We start from the raw sequence: 18,577 nt of genomic DNA, 5'->3' as shown, positions 1-18,577 counted from the left end.
ACCAATTTCAATTCATAATAGTAGTTTCCTCTTTAAAGATTAAAATGGCAAGGATACTTGGGGTTTTCCAGTTCAAAACAACTCGGTACAGTATTAGATTTTGATTGTATCGATACCCATTGCTGTGGCGATGTCATTTAGTTGCTTTTCCGAGTCAACGCGAACGGACCATTTGCACTCAGAGCCATTCGCTGAAATGACGTTAGCGCCCAAAATCAACTGCACAGCATCATTTTGTGATTGAACGGTCACACCAGTGTCCACTAACCGAATGACGATTTCATGGGGCGTAACAATGATCTTGCCCTGGCTAAATTCGACCATCATGATTGCTTTCTCTTATTCTTTTTCACTGCAATCGTTAAACGACTTGTACAGACGAGTCGTGACTTATCATCAACAATATCAATTTGCCAAATTTGTGTGGAAACGCCCAAGTGCAGCGGTTTAGCCGTACCATAAACAAAGCCACTGCGCATTGCCCTTACGTGATTTGCGTTGATATCTAAGCCAACACAGAAGTGATCCTCACTCACACAAAAATTAGCAGCAACAGACCCGAGTGTCTCGGCTAAGACGACTGACGCCCCTCCGTGCAACATCCCAAGTGGTTGGTGGGTTAACTGACAGACGGGCATTCTGCCAGTAATCGATTGGTCATCGAAATCCGTATATTCAATCTGCAAATGCTCGACTAAAGTGTTCTTTGAGGTTTGATTTAGGGTATCCAGAGAAAAATTCTGCTTCCAAATACTCATCTATAAATCCTATACTTAGCTAAGGGTGTTGAAGATCATGCCCCCTTTTAGAGGTCAAGGCAATCGCAATTTATTAAACTCATTTTTTGCTTAGGAAAGCTAATATGTTGACAAGGATGAAAACAAACTCGCTAATCTTGTGTTCTGCCCTCATTACCGCCTGTGCGTCTTCCCCAACAGGTCGAAATCAATTGATACTTTTTTCTGACGTTCAGATGAGCCAACTTGGTACACAGTCCTTTGAACAAATGAAAAAACAAGAAAAAATTAGTACTGATGAGTTGACCAATGCATACGTTCAATGTGTAACGAAAAGCATCACAAGCCATGTTCCACCACAGCCTGAGTTTACTGATTGGGAGGTGGTGGTATTTGACAGTGATCAGGTCAACGCATTTGCTCTGCCAGGTGGCAAAATTGGCGTCTATACAGGGTTACTCAAGGTAGCCAAAACCCCTGATCAACTCGCAACGGTCATTGGACATGAAATCGCTCACGTTCTTGCGGATCACAGTAACGAACGCATGTCACAAAGCCAGCTTGCCAACACGGGTTTACAAATCACGAGCGTCGCAATAGGCGCTTCAGATTACGCTCAGTATCAGAACGTGACAATGGCTGCGCTCGGCTTAGGAGTGCAATACGGCGTCATCTTACCCTACGGTCGAACTCAAGAATCCGAGGCTGATATCGTGGGGCTAGAGTTGATGGCCAAAAGTGGTTTCGACCCATATCAAAGTATCGAGCTTTGGAAAAACATGAGTAAAGCCTCTGGGGGATCTCAGCCTCCGGAATTACTGTCTACTCATCCATCTCATAGTACGCGAATTAGCGAGCTCACTGCAAAAGCAAACGCATTGCCCGCATACAACGCTAAACGCCCTGTTTGTTCTGCTCCTTAAATGAGCGAACTATCCACTTAGAGCCATTATAGAGGTAAGCTAACATCACACATCTAAGCAAAACCATGTATAATGCGCGCCTATAAAACCCAGATTGAGTCTAATAATCGGGTAACTAAATTGTTTAAGGTTGCATTTTTAGCAACCCAGTTAATAAAGGTATGATTATGTCTACTGAAGCAACTTTGCTTGAGCGCTGCGAAAATAAATGTGAATTATGTTCAGCGCAAACCACACTTACTCCATACGTTGTTGCACCGCACTCAAACGTAACGGTGGATCACGCCATCATGCTTTGTGAAACGTGTAAGAGCCAAGTTGAAGACCCCGCAACGATGGACGTAAACCACTGGCGTTGTCTTAATGACAGTATGTGGAGCCAAGTTGCACCTGTTCAAGTAACGGCATGGCGACAGCTTAAGCACCTTTCAGCTGAGAGCTGGGCGCAAGACTTGCTTGAGATGATGTATCTAGAAGAAGACATCGCTAAGTGGGCAGAAATCGGCATGGACGACGATGCTGAAAAGCCACGCGACGTGAATGGCGTTGAATTGAAAAAAGGTGACGACGTAACCGTCATAAAGGACCTTCCGGTTAAAGGGACAAACCAGGTTATTAAACAAGGTACTGTGATCCGCGGTATCAGTCTTGGCGATGATCCGAGACTTGTATCTGGTAAAACAAACGGTGGCCAGTCTATGTATGTCATCGCAGAGTTCTGTCGTAAAAAGTAATGATTACGTTGTGATTTAGGCGCCTACGAGGCGCCTTTTTTATTCCAGCGAAATCGTCGTTAAAACCGGGTAGTGATCAGAACCTTTGATTCCGGTAAGAGCCTCCCTACTGCAAATTCGGTTATTTTTATTATTTACGGATAAGAGAAGATGGTCTAAAGCCACTATTGGCCATACCGGAATATCCCAGTTCTTTAGAAATACTGGCCAGGTATTGACTGGGGCAGATTGAAAATTTCTTGCGATATCACGATAGCGCCTCGTGCTAGAAGCAAGATTGAAGTCACCAACAAGCAAAGTAGTTTCTAAAGGAGACCGCTCTGCCAATTTCAGCGCGGTATTTATAACCGCATTACGTTGATGCCAGAGTTCTTCATTACGTGGTGACGGAGGGTGGAACGCGACGACAAATACTTCTACACCCTCCTCTGCTCGCCAAACCGTTTGAATGATCTTATGTCCATTAGGCGTCGTTAACACGTTTGTCCCATATAACGGCTTGCGACTCAGTAACATCTGTCCACTTGGGTAGCCTACTGCCGGTTGCCCGCCAAACGTAAAAGGGTAAGTTTGTTTGAGCGCAGCTAATTGGTGACCGTGCTGTGGTGAGACTTCTTGTAGGACCAATAAGTCAGATTGAATCTCTTCCACTCTACTAACAAAGAGATCCAAACGCTTGTTATCGTAAAAAAGATTGTATTGAAGCAATGTGTTAGCTCGAGCACAATCTTTTTTCTTGCGCTCTTCGGGAAAGATAAAGAAATACCCAAACCCAGCAATTAAAAGACAAAGTGTCGTATGTCTATAGTCAGCTCGAACAAAAAACAGTCCGGCAATCGCAAAAAAATACAACCCGAGATATCGATAAAACGAACTGAGGTTCTCCAACCACCAAGGTGAAGTTGCCCAATAGAAAAGTCCTAAGAAAAAGGCGGGAAGGACAATAAGCAATAAACGAAAAATGGTTTGAGACCTCATCGCCAAAACATAGTCGTAAGTGTAGAGCATAGATAGGGATGACGACATGAAGCCCTTTAGACTCGAAATGAATTTTTAGGCGTTTTTTAATTCCTCTTTGGCTAGAACCATATCGAATCAATAATGTGAATTGTCTCACTTATTAGTCAGTTACCGTCGGAATTTTTGTCTACACTAAGAAGATAAAGGATTTTATGGACGTCATATGGATACGACAAGCCAAACGAACGCTGAAGATTACCGCAAGCTAATAGCTTTTGCTGTACTTGTATGGATAGTTGCTACCATTGGCGCGGTCAACCATAGTTATCCGAATATCATGAGTTGGCAACTTGGTGACAACGATAACTATATGAGGTTGCACCAAGTTGAAACGTTCCTCGAGACGAAAAGTTGGTATCAAAAACCACTAGAGGACTTCAACCCTCAAGATGGAAGGATCATGCATTGGTCGCGTATTCCCGACCTTCCTATCGCTGCATCCATACTATTATTGGGAACATTTCTTGATGATCCCAAAAACATACTGGCCACGCTTTTCATTATACCTTCGATATATTCATTACTGTTCATAATATCTATTGGCATATTTACATATCGCTTTTTCAATATAAATATAGCGTTAACAGCCATATTTATAACGCCATTCGTAGCAGCTTATGCTAAATTTTTACCAGGTAATATTGATCATCATGGATTACAAATAGTTATTTTTTCAGTTTTTTTGGCAACATTGCCTATCAAAGGAAAAAAACTTAACCGAAATCACTTAGTATTCAACTCAATAGCAATCACTTTATCCTTATTAATTGGACTCGAAGTGCTGCCTTTTATAGTAATTGTGTTAATTACCTTGCTAGTATCGAATGTGAATGATGAAGCATCTTATGATTTCATCTGTGTTACCTCTTTTTCATCTTCTATATTAGGAATAATAGGCTTATTAACTCTAGAGGGATTCAGTGGAGTTACATCTCAAAATTTTGACACCGCAAGCTCTTCACTATTCATACTCATATTTTTTTGTGGATTTATACTTTATGCCAATAAAAAAATAAAGTTGTTATTATTCCTAGTGATACAGTCCATAGTGTTTCTTACATTAGTTTATTTAGTACAACCAGATTTAATAAGTAGCCCATACAGAAATTACCCAGCGATTCTCAATGACTACTGGTTAGAGAAAGTCATGGAAGCGAGGCCATTCTATGTGTCTATTCAAGAAGATCACATTAGCCTAATGAATGTATTCATCTCGATTACTACTATTATACCTATCTTCTCTATAATAATTAAAAAGGTTCAACATATAAAACTAGTCTATATATCTTTTATATTTTCATTATTACTTGTGTATTTTTGGCAAATTAGAACCATACTATTTTCTTCCATTCTTGCTTTACCACTTATGGCAAACATAGCTTATCTAGGTTTTAATAGAATGAGAACACCTGTTGTCAGAATGTTACCCATAGCTTTGTCTTTGCCTTTCGCTACATCCATATTAGTGTACAAGTTGATTTCAGAACCAAGGCTAGAAGATCAGGTTAAAAGCACTGTCTATAAAATAGAGACTTTAGAACTCATTAACACTAGCAATATAATCAATAAGAAAATAATGACCTCTGTTGAAGTAGGAGCAATATTGCTCGCTCTTTCAGATAATTCAATAATAAGTGCTCCTTATCATAGAAATATAAACGGTAATTTGTTATCCATTGAATCTTTCATATCACATGATATAAAAAGCACTCTGAGAGCTTTGCATGATAATAGAATTGATTATATCATTGTAGATAAAAGAGACCCTCATATAAAGATTTTGTCAGACAATAGTAAAAATCATAGTCTGATAAACCTACTTTTGAATAATAAACCTCCAAATGGAATCAGTGTTATAACGAGTAATAATAACTTAACCATATATTCATTGTAAGGATTATAAATGAAGAATGAACATAGAGTAGCGGTTATAATACCTTGCTTAAATGAAGAAGGGGCAATAGGGAAAACTGTATCTGAGTTCAAGAGAACGTTACCAGACGCTGATATATATGTTTACGATAACAACTCTACTGACAATACTATACTTGAGGCTAGAAATTCGGGGGCTCTTGTTTATAAGGAGAAAAGACAAGGTAAAGGGCATGTAGTCAAAAGAATGTTTTTCGATGTTGAAGCCGATGTTTATATTCTTGTTGATGGAGACAACACATATGATGCGACGATTGCGCCTTTTCTTGTTGAGCAAATGTTGAGAGAAAAGATAGACATGATTACAGCTACCAGGAACTTTCAAGACCATTCTTTTCCCCCAGGACATATACTAGGTAATCGTATCTTTTCAAAGCTTATCAATACCTTCTTTAATGCAGAACTTACGGATGTTTTCTCTGGTTATCGGTTTATGACACGTCGATTTGTTAAATCCATACCAATAGTCAGTAATGGATTTGAAATAGAGACGGAGTTAACCGTTCATGCACAACAAATACGAGCATCAACGCTCGAGGTTCCTTCAAATTACGGTTCACGTCCTATCGAAACAAAAAGTAAACTTAGTACATATAGTGATGGCTTTAAAATATTACGATTCATTCTATTTTTATTAAGAGATGTTAAACCATTTTTATTTTTTAGTGCTATTTCCTTTATGCTAACATGCACAAGTCTATCACTTGGCGTTCCAGTTATATCTGAATTCTATGATACAGGACTAGTCGAAAGGTTTCCCACTGCAATATTATCTAGTGGCATAGGGCTAATAGCAGTAATGTGCTTTTTTACTGGTATTATTTTAGATAGTATAAGTAGGTCTCGATTGGAAACAAAAAAAATTAACTTTTTGTCAATAACCAATAATATTGAAAATTTGTAAAGGTGGTAGAGAAGTGTTTCCATTATTAATAGTAGTAACCACCTTTATTTATAAGTGTTTACTATATCACTACGAATTTGGATTTTCAATTGAAAGTGGATTACTTAAAGTCCTACTTTCAGATGGAAATTACATTGCTATAATAGTGATTCTATTAGTTGATTACAAAGTTCGTAGTCAAAGCATCACAGTAGTTAAAAGTTTGTTGGCCTGCCTTTTATATGTCATTTACCTTTGCGATTTCATCCTAACTAGACTCGTGAATACAAGACTTTATATCTCAGACTTAGTCAAATTTTATGGCGAGTTTATTAAACTTGGAGAAATAGCTCAGGTCGATATATTGTTGTCAGCTATACTTACATTATCTTTGTTTATTATTTTCGTTAGGTCAGAAAGTATTATAATTTCAAGAATGCAATTTTCATCTTTACCCGTAGTATTTTTGGTAACAATATCCAGTTATTTTTACCCACGTAATTCAGTTGTTGAGTCGTTCTTTCAAAATGTTCTAGTTGTGAACCTCGACAACAGTTATATGGTCAACTATAGCGACGAATTTCATAAAATATTTTCATTTAAACCAAATATTTCATGCAACAATATCGAAGCGATAAAACCTAGTAACATATACATTTTCGTCCTTGAGTCTTGGTCAAAGTATCAAAGCAAGCATTATGGAGGATTAAACGATTGGACTCCTAGGTTAGATAAACTGGCCTCCGAGAACATAACCCTTAAAAACTTTCACGCCAATAGTTACTCAACCGAAGGAGGATTGTACTCCTTACTTACAGGAAAACCACTCATCGAAATGCCTGGTTTCATAGGTACAAATGGCTCAATTAATGTAAATAACATGCCAGTAGATAATAGTATATTAGAAACATTAAGCAGTTTTGGATATGAAAAGCACTTTATAACATCTGGGAATTTGAATTTTTTAAACAAAAAGGAATGGCTCAAAAAATTAGGTTTTGACAAAATTATAGGTTCTGATAACTTCGAAGAAAACCAAAAGAAATATTTATTTAATTCCGTCAATGACCAGAAGTTATTCGAAAAAGCTAAAAATATTTTTGACAGTAATACTAATTATAAATTTGTAATTGTAGAAAATGTAGGTACACATCCACCCTTCTATTCCCCGGGAAAAAACGGAATAGTCAAATCCGAAGAGTCATCATTTAGGTATACTGATATGCACCTCGGAGAGCTCATAGACTCAATAGATAGAAAAAATAACCTTATAATTGTAGTTAGCGATCATAGAGCGTTAACCCCTATTACTGAAAACGAATTGGACCTTTATGGTGATATGGCTGCAAGTCAAATTCCTGCTTTTATTATTTGGGATGGAATAAGGTCTACCATAGAAACAGACTCTCAACAATCTGATCTAATTAAAAGTATTTCTAACGCTATGCAGGGGAAATCGTGTAATGGCGATATTGAAGGAAGTATTTATCCTTTTGACAATGCGACAGAAGCACAATGCATAGTATTTAGGAGAGGTGATTATCGATCATGGATTACCACAAGATGTAATGGGAAAAATAGCAATGCGATATTGGATGGAGACAATACAAGGTTAGTCAATGGAAAACAAATAAAGAGAGACGTATCTATCGACATCATAAACTATCTGAGATTGACTCATGAAAATTAAATACAATTTTATTTTCACATAACACTACACGGTTGATTATGAAACTAAAACGAATTTTTTTTGCACTACCAAGTTGTTACAATGAGAATAGAGAGTTTTTTAGTAGATTTCTGATCCTAGGAACTATATTGGTATTATTTTGTGGTGGCATAGGTCCTTTCATTACTGCTTTTAAAATCGCTATTTTTGAGTTATTATTTACTATTTTAGTGCTTTACACACTACTAAATGTAAAAAGTAATAATCTACCAATTAGAAAAGGATTATATCCTAAGAAAAATTTTATTATTATAATAATGCTGTGCATTTTCATATCACTTTCCTTAAACATTGACTTACTTGGAAGTTCTGAACCAAGTAAAATGGCATATATTAGTATTATATTACTCTTGATTTCTTGCTTGTATCTGTACTCATTAATAGAAATATCAATAAAATACAATATAGAACTTTCCATTGCACTTAAAATCACACCGTTAGTAATTTCCATTCTAGGATTATTAGTCTTTCTAGTAGGTATTTTCGACTACCCCAAAAGTCTTCTACAATATTCATTAACTGGTGGCGTACCTTTTGGTAGTAATCGTAGGTACCTTGGTTATATATGTACAATAGGGACAAGTATATGCTTATACTATTTGATGATGAGATATAATATATCTAAAGCCTTCGTAATTGTATATTCCTCCATTTTCACAATTAATTTATCTCTTACTATCTGGCTAGGTGGTAGAGCTGCTTTGATTTCTATTTTTGCTACACTGTTTATTTTTTGCATTTATTTAATCAACATTAAAAAATTTAGACCTCATAATTTAACTCAACTTATAACCTTATCATTCATAGCATCTTTCATTGCATACTACTTTAGTATTTTCGAGTGGAATGGTCCAGGAAGATTCATACTTCACCTTCAAGAAAATAATATTGAGAACAAATTCAACTTGGATAAATCTGTGCGTGCAGAGATTTGGTTGCAGACATACAACGCGATAATAGAAAAACCATTGTTCGGTCATGGCCCTGAAGGTTATAGTTATCATCCCGATCATATCTTCGGATTACAACCCCATAACAGCATCCTACAAATATTAATGTCATATGGGTTAATTTCAAGTTCCATTATCTTGTTTTTATATATCCAATACACTACGTCAGGTATTGCGTCAATATTAAATACCCATAATGAAAACTCTATCTTGGCTTTATTAGTTATTATTAGCCTTACTATACACAGTCTTGTTGACGGTACGTTCTACCATGCTCAACCAATTTACTTTTTAGTGATTTCCTATTCAATTATAATTGTTGAGCGATATAAATCCCTAAATAGACCGTTAATTGACATTTGAGCCTCACATGTTTCTCGTGTTTTTACGTCCGTATAATTAATAGACCAGATGCTCCAATAAGTACTGATTACCCCCTATCCTTTCTTTATGTTACCCTTTTGACAACTAGTCATTTATGTTACTTACGAGTACATCGTTTAATCATAGCGTAAAGGAATTAGTTTGGTGAGAGTAGAAGCGGCCAATTAAGTAGTCGGTCACTCGTTCAAGATGCAATAATGTCGGAAGCGATAGATGGTCTATCAGAATGAGAACAGCAATTTCGCTTGCTAGAAGCACTCCAATTTACAATCATAGAGCGTCAATACAGAACCCCATCTTATCAGGGCGCAACATAATCGCCTAAGATAGCCCCGACTTTTAAATCGTATTACTGAAGTTTATAAAGGTAATAGTCTCAAAAGAACATTGTCTGCAACACCACTATACAGTGACCACCATGTTGCCATCATCTGCCAGGTAACGTGCCCACATTTCAACGAGATTCTCTTTATTGAGCTCTATCCCCTTTTCCTTAATAAACTCCTCATTGTATAGCTTTGAATAGGAACGCTCGGCAAGGTCACAACTGAATGTGACAATTGTGTTTCCTTTACCCATTCTAGCGGCAACGTATAACGCACCGGCCACGTTCAACGATGAACTGCTTCCCAATAAAATACCGTCATGTTCCGCAACAAGTCGGGATATCGTGACCAAATCCTGATCGGGTAGAGTTATAGCGTGGTTTATTTTTGCCTGCCTGAAATTTTCAACGGTTCGCATAATCCCTATCCCTTCCGTAAACGAAGATCCCATTGATTCATAGTGTCCATTTTTCAGAAAAGAATAAATACCTGAACCGTTCGGGTCTACTAACCAAGTTTCTAAATTTGGTTGTTGCTCCGATAAGTAATGCGAGTTTCCGGCAATGGTTCCTCCAGTCCCAACCACTGATACCAAGGCATCGATATTACCTTGAGTTTGCTGCCAGATCTCTGGTCCGGTATGTAAATAATGCGCTCGATAGTTACTCAGATTTTCAAATTGGTCAGCCCACCAGTAGTTATCTTGCTCAACACCAATCCGCTTTGCAGTGTGGTAGAAGTGCTTAGGATTTGCAAAAGGACAAGGGTCTACTAATAACAGTTCAGCATCGTAAAGCGATATCATGCGCTCTTTCTCTATTGCCTGTCCCTTAGGCATCACCACCAACATTTTATATCCAAAGGACTTAGCCACAAGTGCCAGACCAATCCCTGTATTTCCTGCAGTTCCTTCGACTATTGTCATTCCCGGTTTTAGTTTGCCAGCCACTGTCGCATCCGTCACAAGTTGAAGTGCAGCTCTGTCTTTTATCGAACCACCTGGGTTCTGATGTTCGCACTTAAGAAGAATGTCACAGCCCGAGATATCTGAAAGACAATTAATTCTGACCAGGTCAGTATCGCCGATGAGTTCACTGACATTGTTTGCAATGCGGTCTATTGACATAGCGACTCCACTTATTTGCTAGTTAATTGGTTTGTCGATCGGATAGGCGATCTTCATAAGAGTAGCTCTGAGGTTTGCGTAGTCAAGGAATGTGAAAATTGAAAATACTCTCATTTTCTAAATAACAATTATAATTAAACATGATCGATTCGCTTGAGGGAAAAGAAAATGTTTTTAAAAGAGAGAAAGAGCGGCGACCTGGTGGACGTTGTTGAAATGACGAAATTAACCAATTTGTTTCGGGATACTGTCGAAGGTCGGCTTCAGGCAGGTGAAGAGCAGCAAGACCCTCAGACGTTCAAAAAGTCCGAATTAGTTTTTATGTCGGGTGAAGAATTACCCCGCTGCTGGACAGATCCAAATTATCGCTCTAAAACCAAGTAACTTAGAGGTGTTTCTGTGTCTTTATAGAGTTGCGTATATCTAACAATGCCTCGAAAGCCACTAATCTCAACGGTTTGTGGCTTTTTTCTCTACTGAATATTATGGATATACCGCAATGGCACTGTTAGTAGGTCCTTGCTTTTGAAGAACTTCTTTTACAAAGATCGACACCTGTAATTTTCGATACTCGCATCTTCTTCTTATGGCACGAGCTAAATTCTAGATGACGACGAAAAAGCGAGCGCTAAGCTCGCTTTTCAAGCTCTTGTTGAAAGAATTCTTATAGTAGCTCAACCGACTGTTGCGCAATGACATATTCTTCATTGGTTGGGATTACCAACGCCAATGCGTTTAGCATTTTAGATTTGGCGATAACACCCGCGTTACCAAAGCGTGCATCTTCATTGCCCTTAACATCTTCTTCGAAGCCAAGGAGTTTTAGGTTGCTAAGAATCTCACGACGTATTGGCATTGAGTTCTCACCGATGCCACCAGTAAAGATGATACCGTCAAATGAATCTAATGCAGCTAAATAAGACGCGATGTATTTGGAGACTCGATAAGTGAAAACTTGGAACGCAAGTGTCGCGCCTTCGTGACCTTGTTCCATTGCTTCCAAGATTCCACGTGCGTCGCTTGTTATACCAGAAACGCCTAGAAAGCCCGATTCTTTGTTAAGTGCATTAAAGACTTTATCTTGTGACCAACCTTTCTTCAGTAAGTACTCGATAATACCTGGGTCTAGGTCACCACAGCGTGTGCCCATCATAAGGCCAGATAGCGGTGTGAAACCCATAGAGGTATCGACTGACTCACCGTTGTTGATAGCACATACCGAGGCACCGTTACCAAGATGTACAGATATGAAGCTAGACTCTTCAATAGGCTTATTGATCATCTTCGCAGCTTCACGACTCACGAAATAGTGGCTCGTGCCGTGGAAGCCGTAGCGGCGGATACCGTAGTCGGTGTATAGCTCATTGGCGATAGCTCCCGTGTAAGCACGCTTTGGCATTGACTGATGGAATGCGGTGTCGAATACTGCAAATTGAGGAAGGGAAGGAAAGGCTTCCATCGCAGCTCTGATACCGATAGCACCAGCAGGGTTATGCAAAGGAGCAAGATCCGCAAGCTTTTCAATTTCCGCCGTAACTTCTTCATTAATGCGGACGGTTTTAGTGAATTTCTCCCCACCGTGAACGATACGGTGACCGACAGCTACGATGTTCTCTTGTAAACCTAACTCTTCAGTCAAACCTACGAGCTTGCTAATGGCAATTCTGTGGTGGCTGTCATCGCCTTCTATTGAAATTTCCGTTTTTTCACCGTTAATTTTCCAGCTCATTCGAGACTCAGGAAGACCAAAACACTCACCTAGACCAGATAATACTGCTTCACCATTTTTTGAGTCAATCACAGCAAACTTCAGCGAAGAACTACCAGAGTTAATCACGAGAACAAACGATTTAGACATGGGGGGATATCCTGTATTGAGCATTGATGGAAGACAACTTTCTATATTTGTTTATATTATTCAATATTTTTTTAATCTTTCAACTTTCTTTTATACATACCATTGTATCAAAATGATATTTATTGATTATGATCAAGACCATATTTAATTCACGACCTGAATTAAATCGTATGCACACCTTGATTATAGGGTTCATTCACACCAATTTCATATTGATGCATACAAAAAAGCCGGGCTAGAGCCCGGCTTTCAACTATTTTTTAATAAAAACTAAATTATGCTTCGTCACGACGGTTGCGTGAAAAACTGCGCTCGCCACGATGACTGCCACGATGATCACCACCACGGTTGCGGTCAAAACGACGCTCACCATCACCACGGCCACGGCTACCTTCACGACTGCCTTCACGATTGCCTTCACGATTACCACGATAGCCGCCGCCTTCACGGTTGCCACGATGACCACCACGGTTGCCATCACGGTTGCCATCACGGCGACCACGAGGCTCACGGAAATCAGTAAAATCTACGACAACAGCACCCGCTTCTTTTTGACGAATACGCAGTTTACGAAGCTTGCCAGCAACATCTGACGTCATTTGCTTCGGTAATTGAACGTAAGTTGATTCACGGTCAAGCTTAATTGCACCGATAGCGCCTTTAGTTAGACCAAGCTCGTTTGCTAGTGCACCAACGATATCTTTAACCTGCACACCTTGCTCACGGCCTACTTGCAGTTGGTACGTATCCCAATCTGCAGTATTGAAGCTACGACGGCCTTCACGTCCACCATCACGACCACCATCACGACCACCTTCTCGGCGCTCTTTACGGCGTTGCTTGTCGCGTTCTATCGCAGCGATCATTGGATCATCGCCTACGTAGAATAGCGGGCGCTTGCCTTGCTGGCGCTTAAGAAGGATTGCTGCGAGTGTTGCCGCATCTAGTTCTAATCCTTCTTGAAGTTTCTCCACAAGGTCAGTAAATTTGTCTAAAGACTTGTTCTCTTTTTCTTGTGCGAGTTCTTCACCTAGTTTTACTAGACGAGCCTCTGCAACTTTGTCACGAAGTGGAAGTTGGATTTCTTCCATTGATGATTTAGTAACACGCTCGATAGTGCGAAGCATCCGAATTTGGTTTGTACGTACAAGAAGAATCGCTTTACCTTTACGTCCAGCACGACCGGTACGACCGATACGGTGGATGTATGATTCAACATCGAATGGGATGTCATAGTTAAATACATGCGTAATACGTGGAACATCAAGACCGCGGGCTACGACATCAGTCGCAACTAGGATATCGATAACACCTTGTTTGATGTGATCGACTGTACGTTCACGCAAAGACTGAGGAATATCGCCATGTAACGCTGCCGCTTTAAAACCACGAGCAGATAGCCAATCCGCTAGACGCTCTGTATCTTGGCGAGTACGAACGAATACGATAGATGCATCTGTTTCTTCAGTTTCAAGTAGACGAGACATTGCTTCGTCTTTTTCAACACCTTTAACAACCCAGTACTGCTGTTCTACTTTGTCTACGGTGTGGTTTTTACCAGCGACGTCGATATACTCAGGCTCACGCAAGAAGCGATCAACAATCTTCTTAAGCATTGGAGGCATAGTTGCCGAGAACAACACGCGCTGGGCTGATTCAGGAGCATGCTCCATGATCTCTGTGACATCGTCAACAAAGCCCATGTTTAGCATTTCATCAGCTTCATCAAGGACAAAAGTGTGCACTTCGTCTAGGTGCAAACGGTCACGGTTGATAAGATCTTGAACACGGCCAGGTGTGCCAACAACAATGTGAGCACCATTTTTAAGCGCTCGCATTTGATCAACGATAGACGCACCACCGTAGATCTCTAGCACTTTTAACCCGTTGATATTTTTACCCAGGTTTTTTACTTCTGCAGCTACCTGAATAGCAAGCTCACGAGTAGGCGCAAGAACCACAGCTTGTGGTTTACGCTGATCAAGATTTACCTTGTTAAGTAGAGGAAGAGAGAAAGCTGCTGTTTTACCAGTACCTGTTTGAGCTTTACCTAGCGCATCTTTACCCTCTAATAGGTGTGGAATAGCTGCAGCCTGGATAGGAGTTGGTGATACGAAACCCATTCCGTCAAGAGCAGAAAGGATTGAGTCGTTCAGCGATAAATCGCTAAACTGGATTGAAGAATCTTGCATTGGGATCCCATTTATCAATAATTAACATAAGGTCCCATGAGCTCTACCAATTCCAAACTGATCCAGATTGCTTTAAAGCAACCCTTAAAGAGCTGATTCCATTCAGATGCGGATAAGTAGCAAATCGCATCAAGCCGCTAGGGACGTAAACAAGGAGGCGGATTATTCCCTAAAAGCATAAAAAAAGCCAGAAAAAATTGAAATACATCACAATTTTTTCCAAATTTCCCTTTTTTCGGTCACAGTATCATCAATATTTACGCATAACGGTTAAATCTATAGCGTTAAGGGTCAATGATCTCTTTGAATTTTTCATCTAGGCAGGCAACTATTCATTGAGGTATAGTGTCGTCACTTTCATCGATTAGAATTTTATACATGTTCCAAGATAACGCGCTACTCGCACAACTCAAGCAACAAATCCAAGAAAACCTACCGAAAAAAGAAGGTACAATCAAAGCCACTGAAAAAGGTTTTGGCTTTTTAGAGGTTGATGCTAAGACGAGTTTTTTCATTCCACCTCCTTACATGAAAAAATGCATGCACGGCGACAAGGTCGTTGCGATCATTCGTACGGAGAAAGAGCGAGAAGTTGCCGAGCCGCAGGAACTTTTGGAACAAGGGCTAACTCGGTTTATCGGCCGTATTAAACTATTTAAAGGAAGACTTAACGTCGTCCCAGATCATCCCCAGTTAAAAGGCTTATCACTAAAAGCAAAAACAAGAAAAGGACTTAAACAAGACGAATTTAAAGAAGGAGACTGGGTTGTCGCTCATGTCATTCGCCATCCATTAAAAGATGACAATGGCTTTTTCGTAGAAATCAGTGAAAAAATAACAACAGCAGATGACAAGATTGCTCCATGGTGGGTAACATTAGCACAAAATGATTTGCCAAACACAGAGCCTGCCGGCATAGATAATTGGGAACGCAAAGACCCTAGTGAACTGCAAAGAAAAGACGTCACCCATTTACCTTTTGTCACTATCGATGGTGAGTCTACAAAAGACATGGACGATGCACTCCATGCTCAAAAGCTCGACAATGGCGACTACAAAATCACGATCGCTATTGCAGATCCTACCGCTTACATTACTCCAGACGATGAAATGGATAAAGTCGCTAGAGAGCGTGGCTACACGATTTACCTTCCTGGCCGTAACATCCCTATGTTGCCACGTGACCTTGCCGATAACTTATGCTCACTTATCGATAACGAAGTGCGTCCAGCTTTATGTTGTGAAGTAACTGTAAAGAAAGACGGTGTTATTGACAACGATATCGAGTTTTTCGCTGCAGATATTAAATCTCACGCTCGCCTTGTTTATGACCACGTATCTGACTGGCTAGAAGCTGGAAAGAGCGAAAACTGGCAACCTTGTGATTTAACTGCTTCGGTCGTCCGTGATCTTTATGACTTTTCGCTAGCTCGTTCTTCGTGGCGTGAAGCCAACGCTGTCGTTTTCCCTGACAGACCTGATTATCGATTTGAGCTCAGCGAAGATAATGACGTTGTTGCTATTCACTCCGAGATGAGAAGAACATCGAACAAACTGGTTGAAGAGGCGATGATTACGGCTAATATTTGTGCTGGACGCGTATTAAGCAAATCATTCGAAACTGGTGTTTTTAATACACATTCAGGCTTCAAAGCAGAAAAAATCAAAGATGTTATTGCACTTGTAAATCCTGAAAATTCTGATCCAATTCATACAGTAGAGTCCCTCTCTACACTAGAAGGCTTTGCCGCACTTCGTAGAGAGTTAGCCGCCCAAGAATCGACGTATATTGATAATCGAATTCGCAAACTGCAAGCTTACAGCGAAGTTGGCAACGAGCCTAAACCACATTACGCGATGGGTTTAGATGTGTATGCAACATGGACCTCACCAATCCGAAAGTATGGCGATATGGTTAATCATCGTCTGCTAAAAGCTCACATTCTTAATCAAGAGCCAACACAAATTCCTGATGACAAGCTCGGAGAGGAACTTGCTATACACAGACGCCACCATAAAATTGCCGAACGTACCGTAGGCGATTGGCTTTACGCTCGTACTCTATCCGGTGCACCTGAAGCTCAAACTGTTTTCACGGCCGAGATCTTTGATATTAACAGGGCTGGCATTCGTGCGCGTTTAATGGAAAATGGCGCAACGGTATTCATTCCAAATTCTTTGATTTTGAATGACAAAAAACGTTTAGAAACCAATAACGAAGAAGGTAAGATCCTTATAGATAAGGACGTCGCCTATAAGTTGGGCGATCAATTCGAAGTTACCCTACATGAAGTGAACATGGAAAACCGCAGCTTAGTTGCCAAACCAGTGAAAGTGTTTTCAAGTTCAGCGCCAACCGAAACAGAAGAATCTGAATAGTTTGACAGATAAAAACAAGGCCCTTAAAGGGCCTTGTTTTTCAATACGTTAAGTTAGACTATCTTACCAAAAATAGGACTTTGGGTCCTTTTCTATCTCACGCATTATCGCCGTTAAATCCGCACTTCGAGCCAAAAACGGGTATGGGATCCACCTATCTTCCTCATTAGGAACAAACAACATCCACATGTTAGTGTCTAAATCCAGCTCGACTTTTGCAACCGAACTCGTATAGCTACTTGACACTGAATCTAGTAGGTAATGAGCTTTAGAAAACACGACTGTATTTTCATCTAATTCATATAGAGACTTACCTAACTCTACTGGCATACTCTTGTTTCTATTGGCACACAAAAGCTCAGCACAGCGCTCGAGTCGGCGTTGAGTCATTTCAATTAATGACATATCCCTCCCCCACATTTCTTTTTCCTAGTAATTACTATATACGCATTACCCTTCTAATGTTAGCCAATTAGTTTGACAATGGATGCCAACTAACAGTTTGAATATGTCTATGAGAGCACCATTCACGAAATTGTCACATAAGCGCAATATCATATCGCAAGAATTTTAGATTGATGGAGTAAACTATGCTACGAATCGCCTTCGCAGCCCTACTATCGCTACTTGCAGTCAACTCACCCCTAGCAAAAGAAGTCAATATTTCTGGCTCGACTTCTGTCGCTAGACTAATGGATGTTTTAGCGGAAAAATATAATCAGACTCACAGCGAAAGTTACATCGCAGTACAGGGAATAGGCTCGACTGCTGGAATCACAATGGTTAAAAAGGGCGTCGCCGATATTGGTATGAGCAGTCGTTACCTAACTGAACGAGAATCCGATCAAGACCTTGACGTCTTTCCTATTGCCTTTGATGGATTAGCCATCGTCGTAAACCGTGCTAACCCGGTCGTTAACCTCACTCGCGACCAGATCTATGATATCTACAAAGGAAAGATTACCAATTGGAAAGAAGTCGGTGGTAACGATCAAAAAATCGCTGTAGTCACTCGTGAGGCATCTTCTGGCACTCGCTACAGTTTTGAAAGTCTCTTGGGGTTAACCAAAATCGTCAATGAACGTTTAGTATCAGATATAAACCCGACAAATCTCGTTGTGAACAGCAACAGCATGGTGAAAACTATCGTTAATCACAACTCGCACGCAATTGGATTTGTATCAACAGGTTCTATTGACCAATCTATTAAGCCGCTGACATTAGAGGGCGTAGAGCCAACGTCAAAGAACATCGCCGCTGGCAGTTACAAACTAGCCCGTCCGTTTTTGTTATTACACAAGAACGATGATATCGAAGATGCAGCCGATGACTTTATCCGCTTTGTTACCTCATCCCAGGGCCAACGCCTTATCAATGAGTACGGTTATACTGCCATCAAATAGG

At 40.0% G+C, this 18,577-nt stretch carries 16 protein-coding genes; 9 read left to right on the top strand and 7 right to left on the bottom strand.

Annotated elements, in window-relative coordinates:
* Nucleotides 1-93 precede the first annotated feature (93 nt).
* Both LNL84_RS09870 and LNL84_RS09865 read right to left on the bottom strand, forming a co-directional pair.
* Nucleotides 94-327: a DUF3389 family protein gene (locus LNL84_RS09870; protein WP_244357072.1), complete on the bottom strand. Its 234-nt coding sequence runs from the start codon at nucleotides 325-327 to the stop codon at nucleotides 94-96.
* On the bottom strand, nucleotides 324-758 hold the full coding sequence (locus LNL84_RS09865; protein WP_244357071.1) for a hotdog fold thioesterase: 435 nt from the start codon (nucleotides 756-758) through the stop codon (nucleotides 324-326). Before LNL84_RS09865 ends, LNL84_RS09870 begins: the two co-directional genes overlap by 4 nt.
* A 104-nt stretch (nucleotides 759-862) precedes the next feature.
* Between LNL84_RS09865 and LNL84_RS09860 the strand changes: the two genes are divergently transcribed.
* Nucleotides 863-1,660: a M48 family metallopeptidase gene (locus LNL84_RS09860; protein WP_244357070.1), complete on the top strand. Its 798-nt coding sequence runs from the start codon at nucleotides 863-865 to the stop codon at nucleotides 1,658-1,660.
* A gap of 167 nt (nucleotides 1,661-1,827) precedes the next feature.
* Nucleotides 1,828-2,394, top strand: coding sequence for a PhnA domain-containing protein (locus LNL84_RS09855; RefSeq protein WP_244357069.1), 567 nt, complete (start codon nucleotides 1,828-1,830; stop codon nucleotides 2,392-2,394).
* Nucleotides 2,395-2,433: 39 nt separating this feature from the next.
* Here the strand turns inward: LNL84_RS09855 and LNL84_RS09850 are convergent, their stop codons facing one another.
* Nucleotides 2,434-3,420, bottom strand: coding sequence for an endonuclease/exonuclease/phosphatase family protein (locus LNL84_RS09850; protein WP_244357068.1), 987 nt, complete (start codon nucleotides 3,418-3,420; stop codon nucleotides 2,434-2,436).
* A gap of 157 nt (nucleotides 3,421-3,577) precedes the next feature.
* Here LNL84_RS09850 and LNL84_RS09845 point away from each other — a divergent pair, with 157 nt between their 5' ends.
* The 4 genes from LNL84_RS09845 to LNL84_RS09830 are packed head-to-tail and all read left to right on the top strand — an operon-like array spanning nucleotide 3,578 to nucleotide 9,271.
* The gene (locus LNL84_RS09845; RefSeq protein WP_244357067.1) at nucleotides 3,578-5,308 is read left to right on the top strand and encodes a hypothetical protein; all 1,731 of its coding nucleotides are present in this window, start codon (nucleotides 3,578-3,580) and stop codon (nucleotides 5,306-5,308) included.
* Nucleotides 5,309-5,317: 9 nt separating this feature from the next.
* Nucleotides 5,318-6,250 (top strand): glycosyltransferase family 2 protein, encoded by a 933-nt coding sequence (locus LNL84_RS09840; RefSeq protein ID WP_244357066.1) that lies wholly within the window; start codon nucleotides 5,318-5,320, stop codon nucleotides 6,248-6,250.
* Between the two features lie 13 nt (nucleotides 6,251-6,263).
* Nucleotides 6,264-7,919, top strand: coding sequence for an LTA synthase family protein (locus tag LNL84_RS09835; protein ID WP_244357065.1), 1,656 nt, complete (start codon nucleotides 6,264-6,266; stop codon nucleotides 7,917-7,919).
* A gap of 38 nt (nucleotides 7,920-7,957) precedes the next feature.
* On the top strand, nucleotides 7,958-9,271 hold the full coding sequence (locus LNL84_RS09830; RefSeq protein WP_244357064.1) for an O-antigen ligase family protein: 1,314 nt from the start codon (nucleotides 7,958-7,960) through the stop codon (nucleotides 9,269-9,271).
* Between the two features lie 423 nt (nucleotides 9,272-9,694).
* Here the strand turns inward: LNL84_RS09830 and LNL84_RS09825 are convergent, their stop codons facing one another.
* Nucleotides 9,695-10,744: a cysteine synthase A gene (locus LNL84_RS09825; protein WP_244357063.1), complete on the bottom strand. Its 1,050-nt coding sequence runs from the start codon at nucleotides 10,742-10,744 to the stop codon at nucleotides 9,695-9,697.
* 168 nt (nucleotides 10,745-10,912) lie between these two features.
* Here LNL84_RS09825 and LNL84_RS09820 point away from each other — a divergent pair, with 168 nt between their 5' ends.
* Entirely contained in the window at nucleotides 10,913-11,128 is a 216-nt protein-coding gene (locus LNL84_RS09820) for an acetyltransferase (RefSeq protein WP_244357062.1), read from the top strand.
* Between the two features lie 280 nt (nucleotides 11,129-11,408).
* Here the strand turns inward: LNL84_RS09820 and LNL84_RS09815 are convergent, their stop codons facing one another.
* Together LNL84_RS09815 and LNL84_RS09810 are read right to left on the bottom strand one after the other, a co-directional pair.
* Nucleotides 11,409-12,602, bottom strand: coding sequence for an acetate/propionate family kinase (locus LNL84_RS09815; protein WP_244357061.1), 1,194 nt, complete (start codon nucleotides 12,600-12,602; stop codon nucleotides 11,409-11,411).
* A 275-nt stretch (nucleotides 12,603-12,877) separates the two neighbouring features.
* Nucleotides 12,878-14,794: a DEAD/DEAH box helicase gene (locus LNL84_RS09810; RefSeq protein WP_244357060.1), complete on the bottom strand. Its 1,917-nt coding sequence runs from the start codon at nucleotides 14,792-14,794 to the stop codon at nucleotides 12,878-12,880.
* A gap of 378 nt (nucleotides 14,795-15,172) precedes the next feature.
* Between LNL84_RS09810 and rnb the strand changes: the two genes are divergently transcribed.
* On the top strand, nucleotides 15,173-17,173 hold the full coding sequence (rnb, locus tag LNL84_RS09805) for an exoribonuclease II (RefSeq protein WP_244357059.1): 2,001 nt from the start codon (nucleotides 15,173-15,175) through the stop codon (nucleotides 17,171-17,173).
* A 63-nt stretch (nucleotides 17,174-17,236) separates the two neighbouring features.
* Here the strand turns inward: rnb and LNL84_RS09800 are convergent, their stop codons facing one another.
* A complete protein-coding gene (locus LNL84_RS09800; protein ID WP_244357058.1) occupies nucleotides 17,237-17,578 on the bottom strand; it encodes a DUF3024 domain-containing protein in 342 nt (113 codons plus the stop codon).
* 185 nt (nucleotides 17,579-17,763) lie between these two features.
* On the opposite strand from LNL84_RS09800, the gene LNL84_RS09795 reads away from it, so the two are divergent.
* Nucleotides 17,764-18,576 carry a phosphate ABC transporter substrate-binding protein gene (locus tag LNL84_RS09795; RefSeq protein ID WP_244357057.1) on the top strand — a complete coding sequence of 271 codons (813 nt, stop codon included), beginning with the start codon at nucleotides 17,764-17,766 and terminating at the stop codon, nucleotides 18,574-18,576.
* The last annotated feature ends 1 nt before the right edge of the window (nucleotide 18,577 follow it).

Source organism: Vibrio gelatinilyticus (genome assembly GCF_022836845.1).
GTDB classification, from domain to species: Bacteria; Pseudomonadota; Gammaproteobacteria; order Enterobacterales; family Vibrionaceae; genus Vibrio; species Vibrio gelatinilyticus.
The sequence above is the reverse complement of the archived record's forward strand: the minus strand, read 5'-3'. Positions and strand labels throughout refer to the sequence as shown.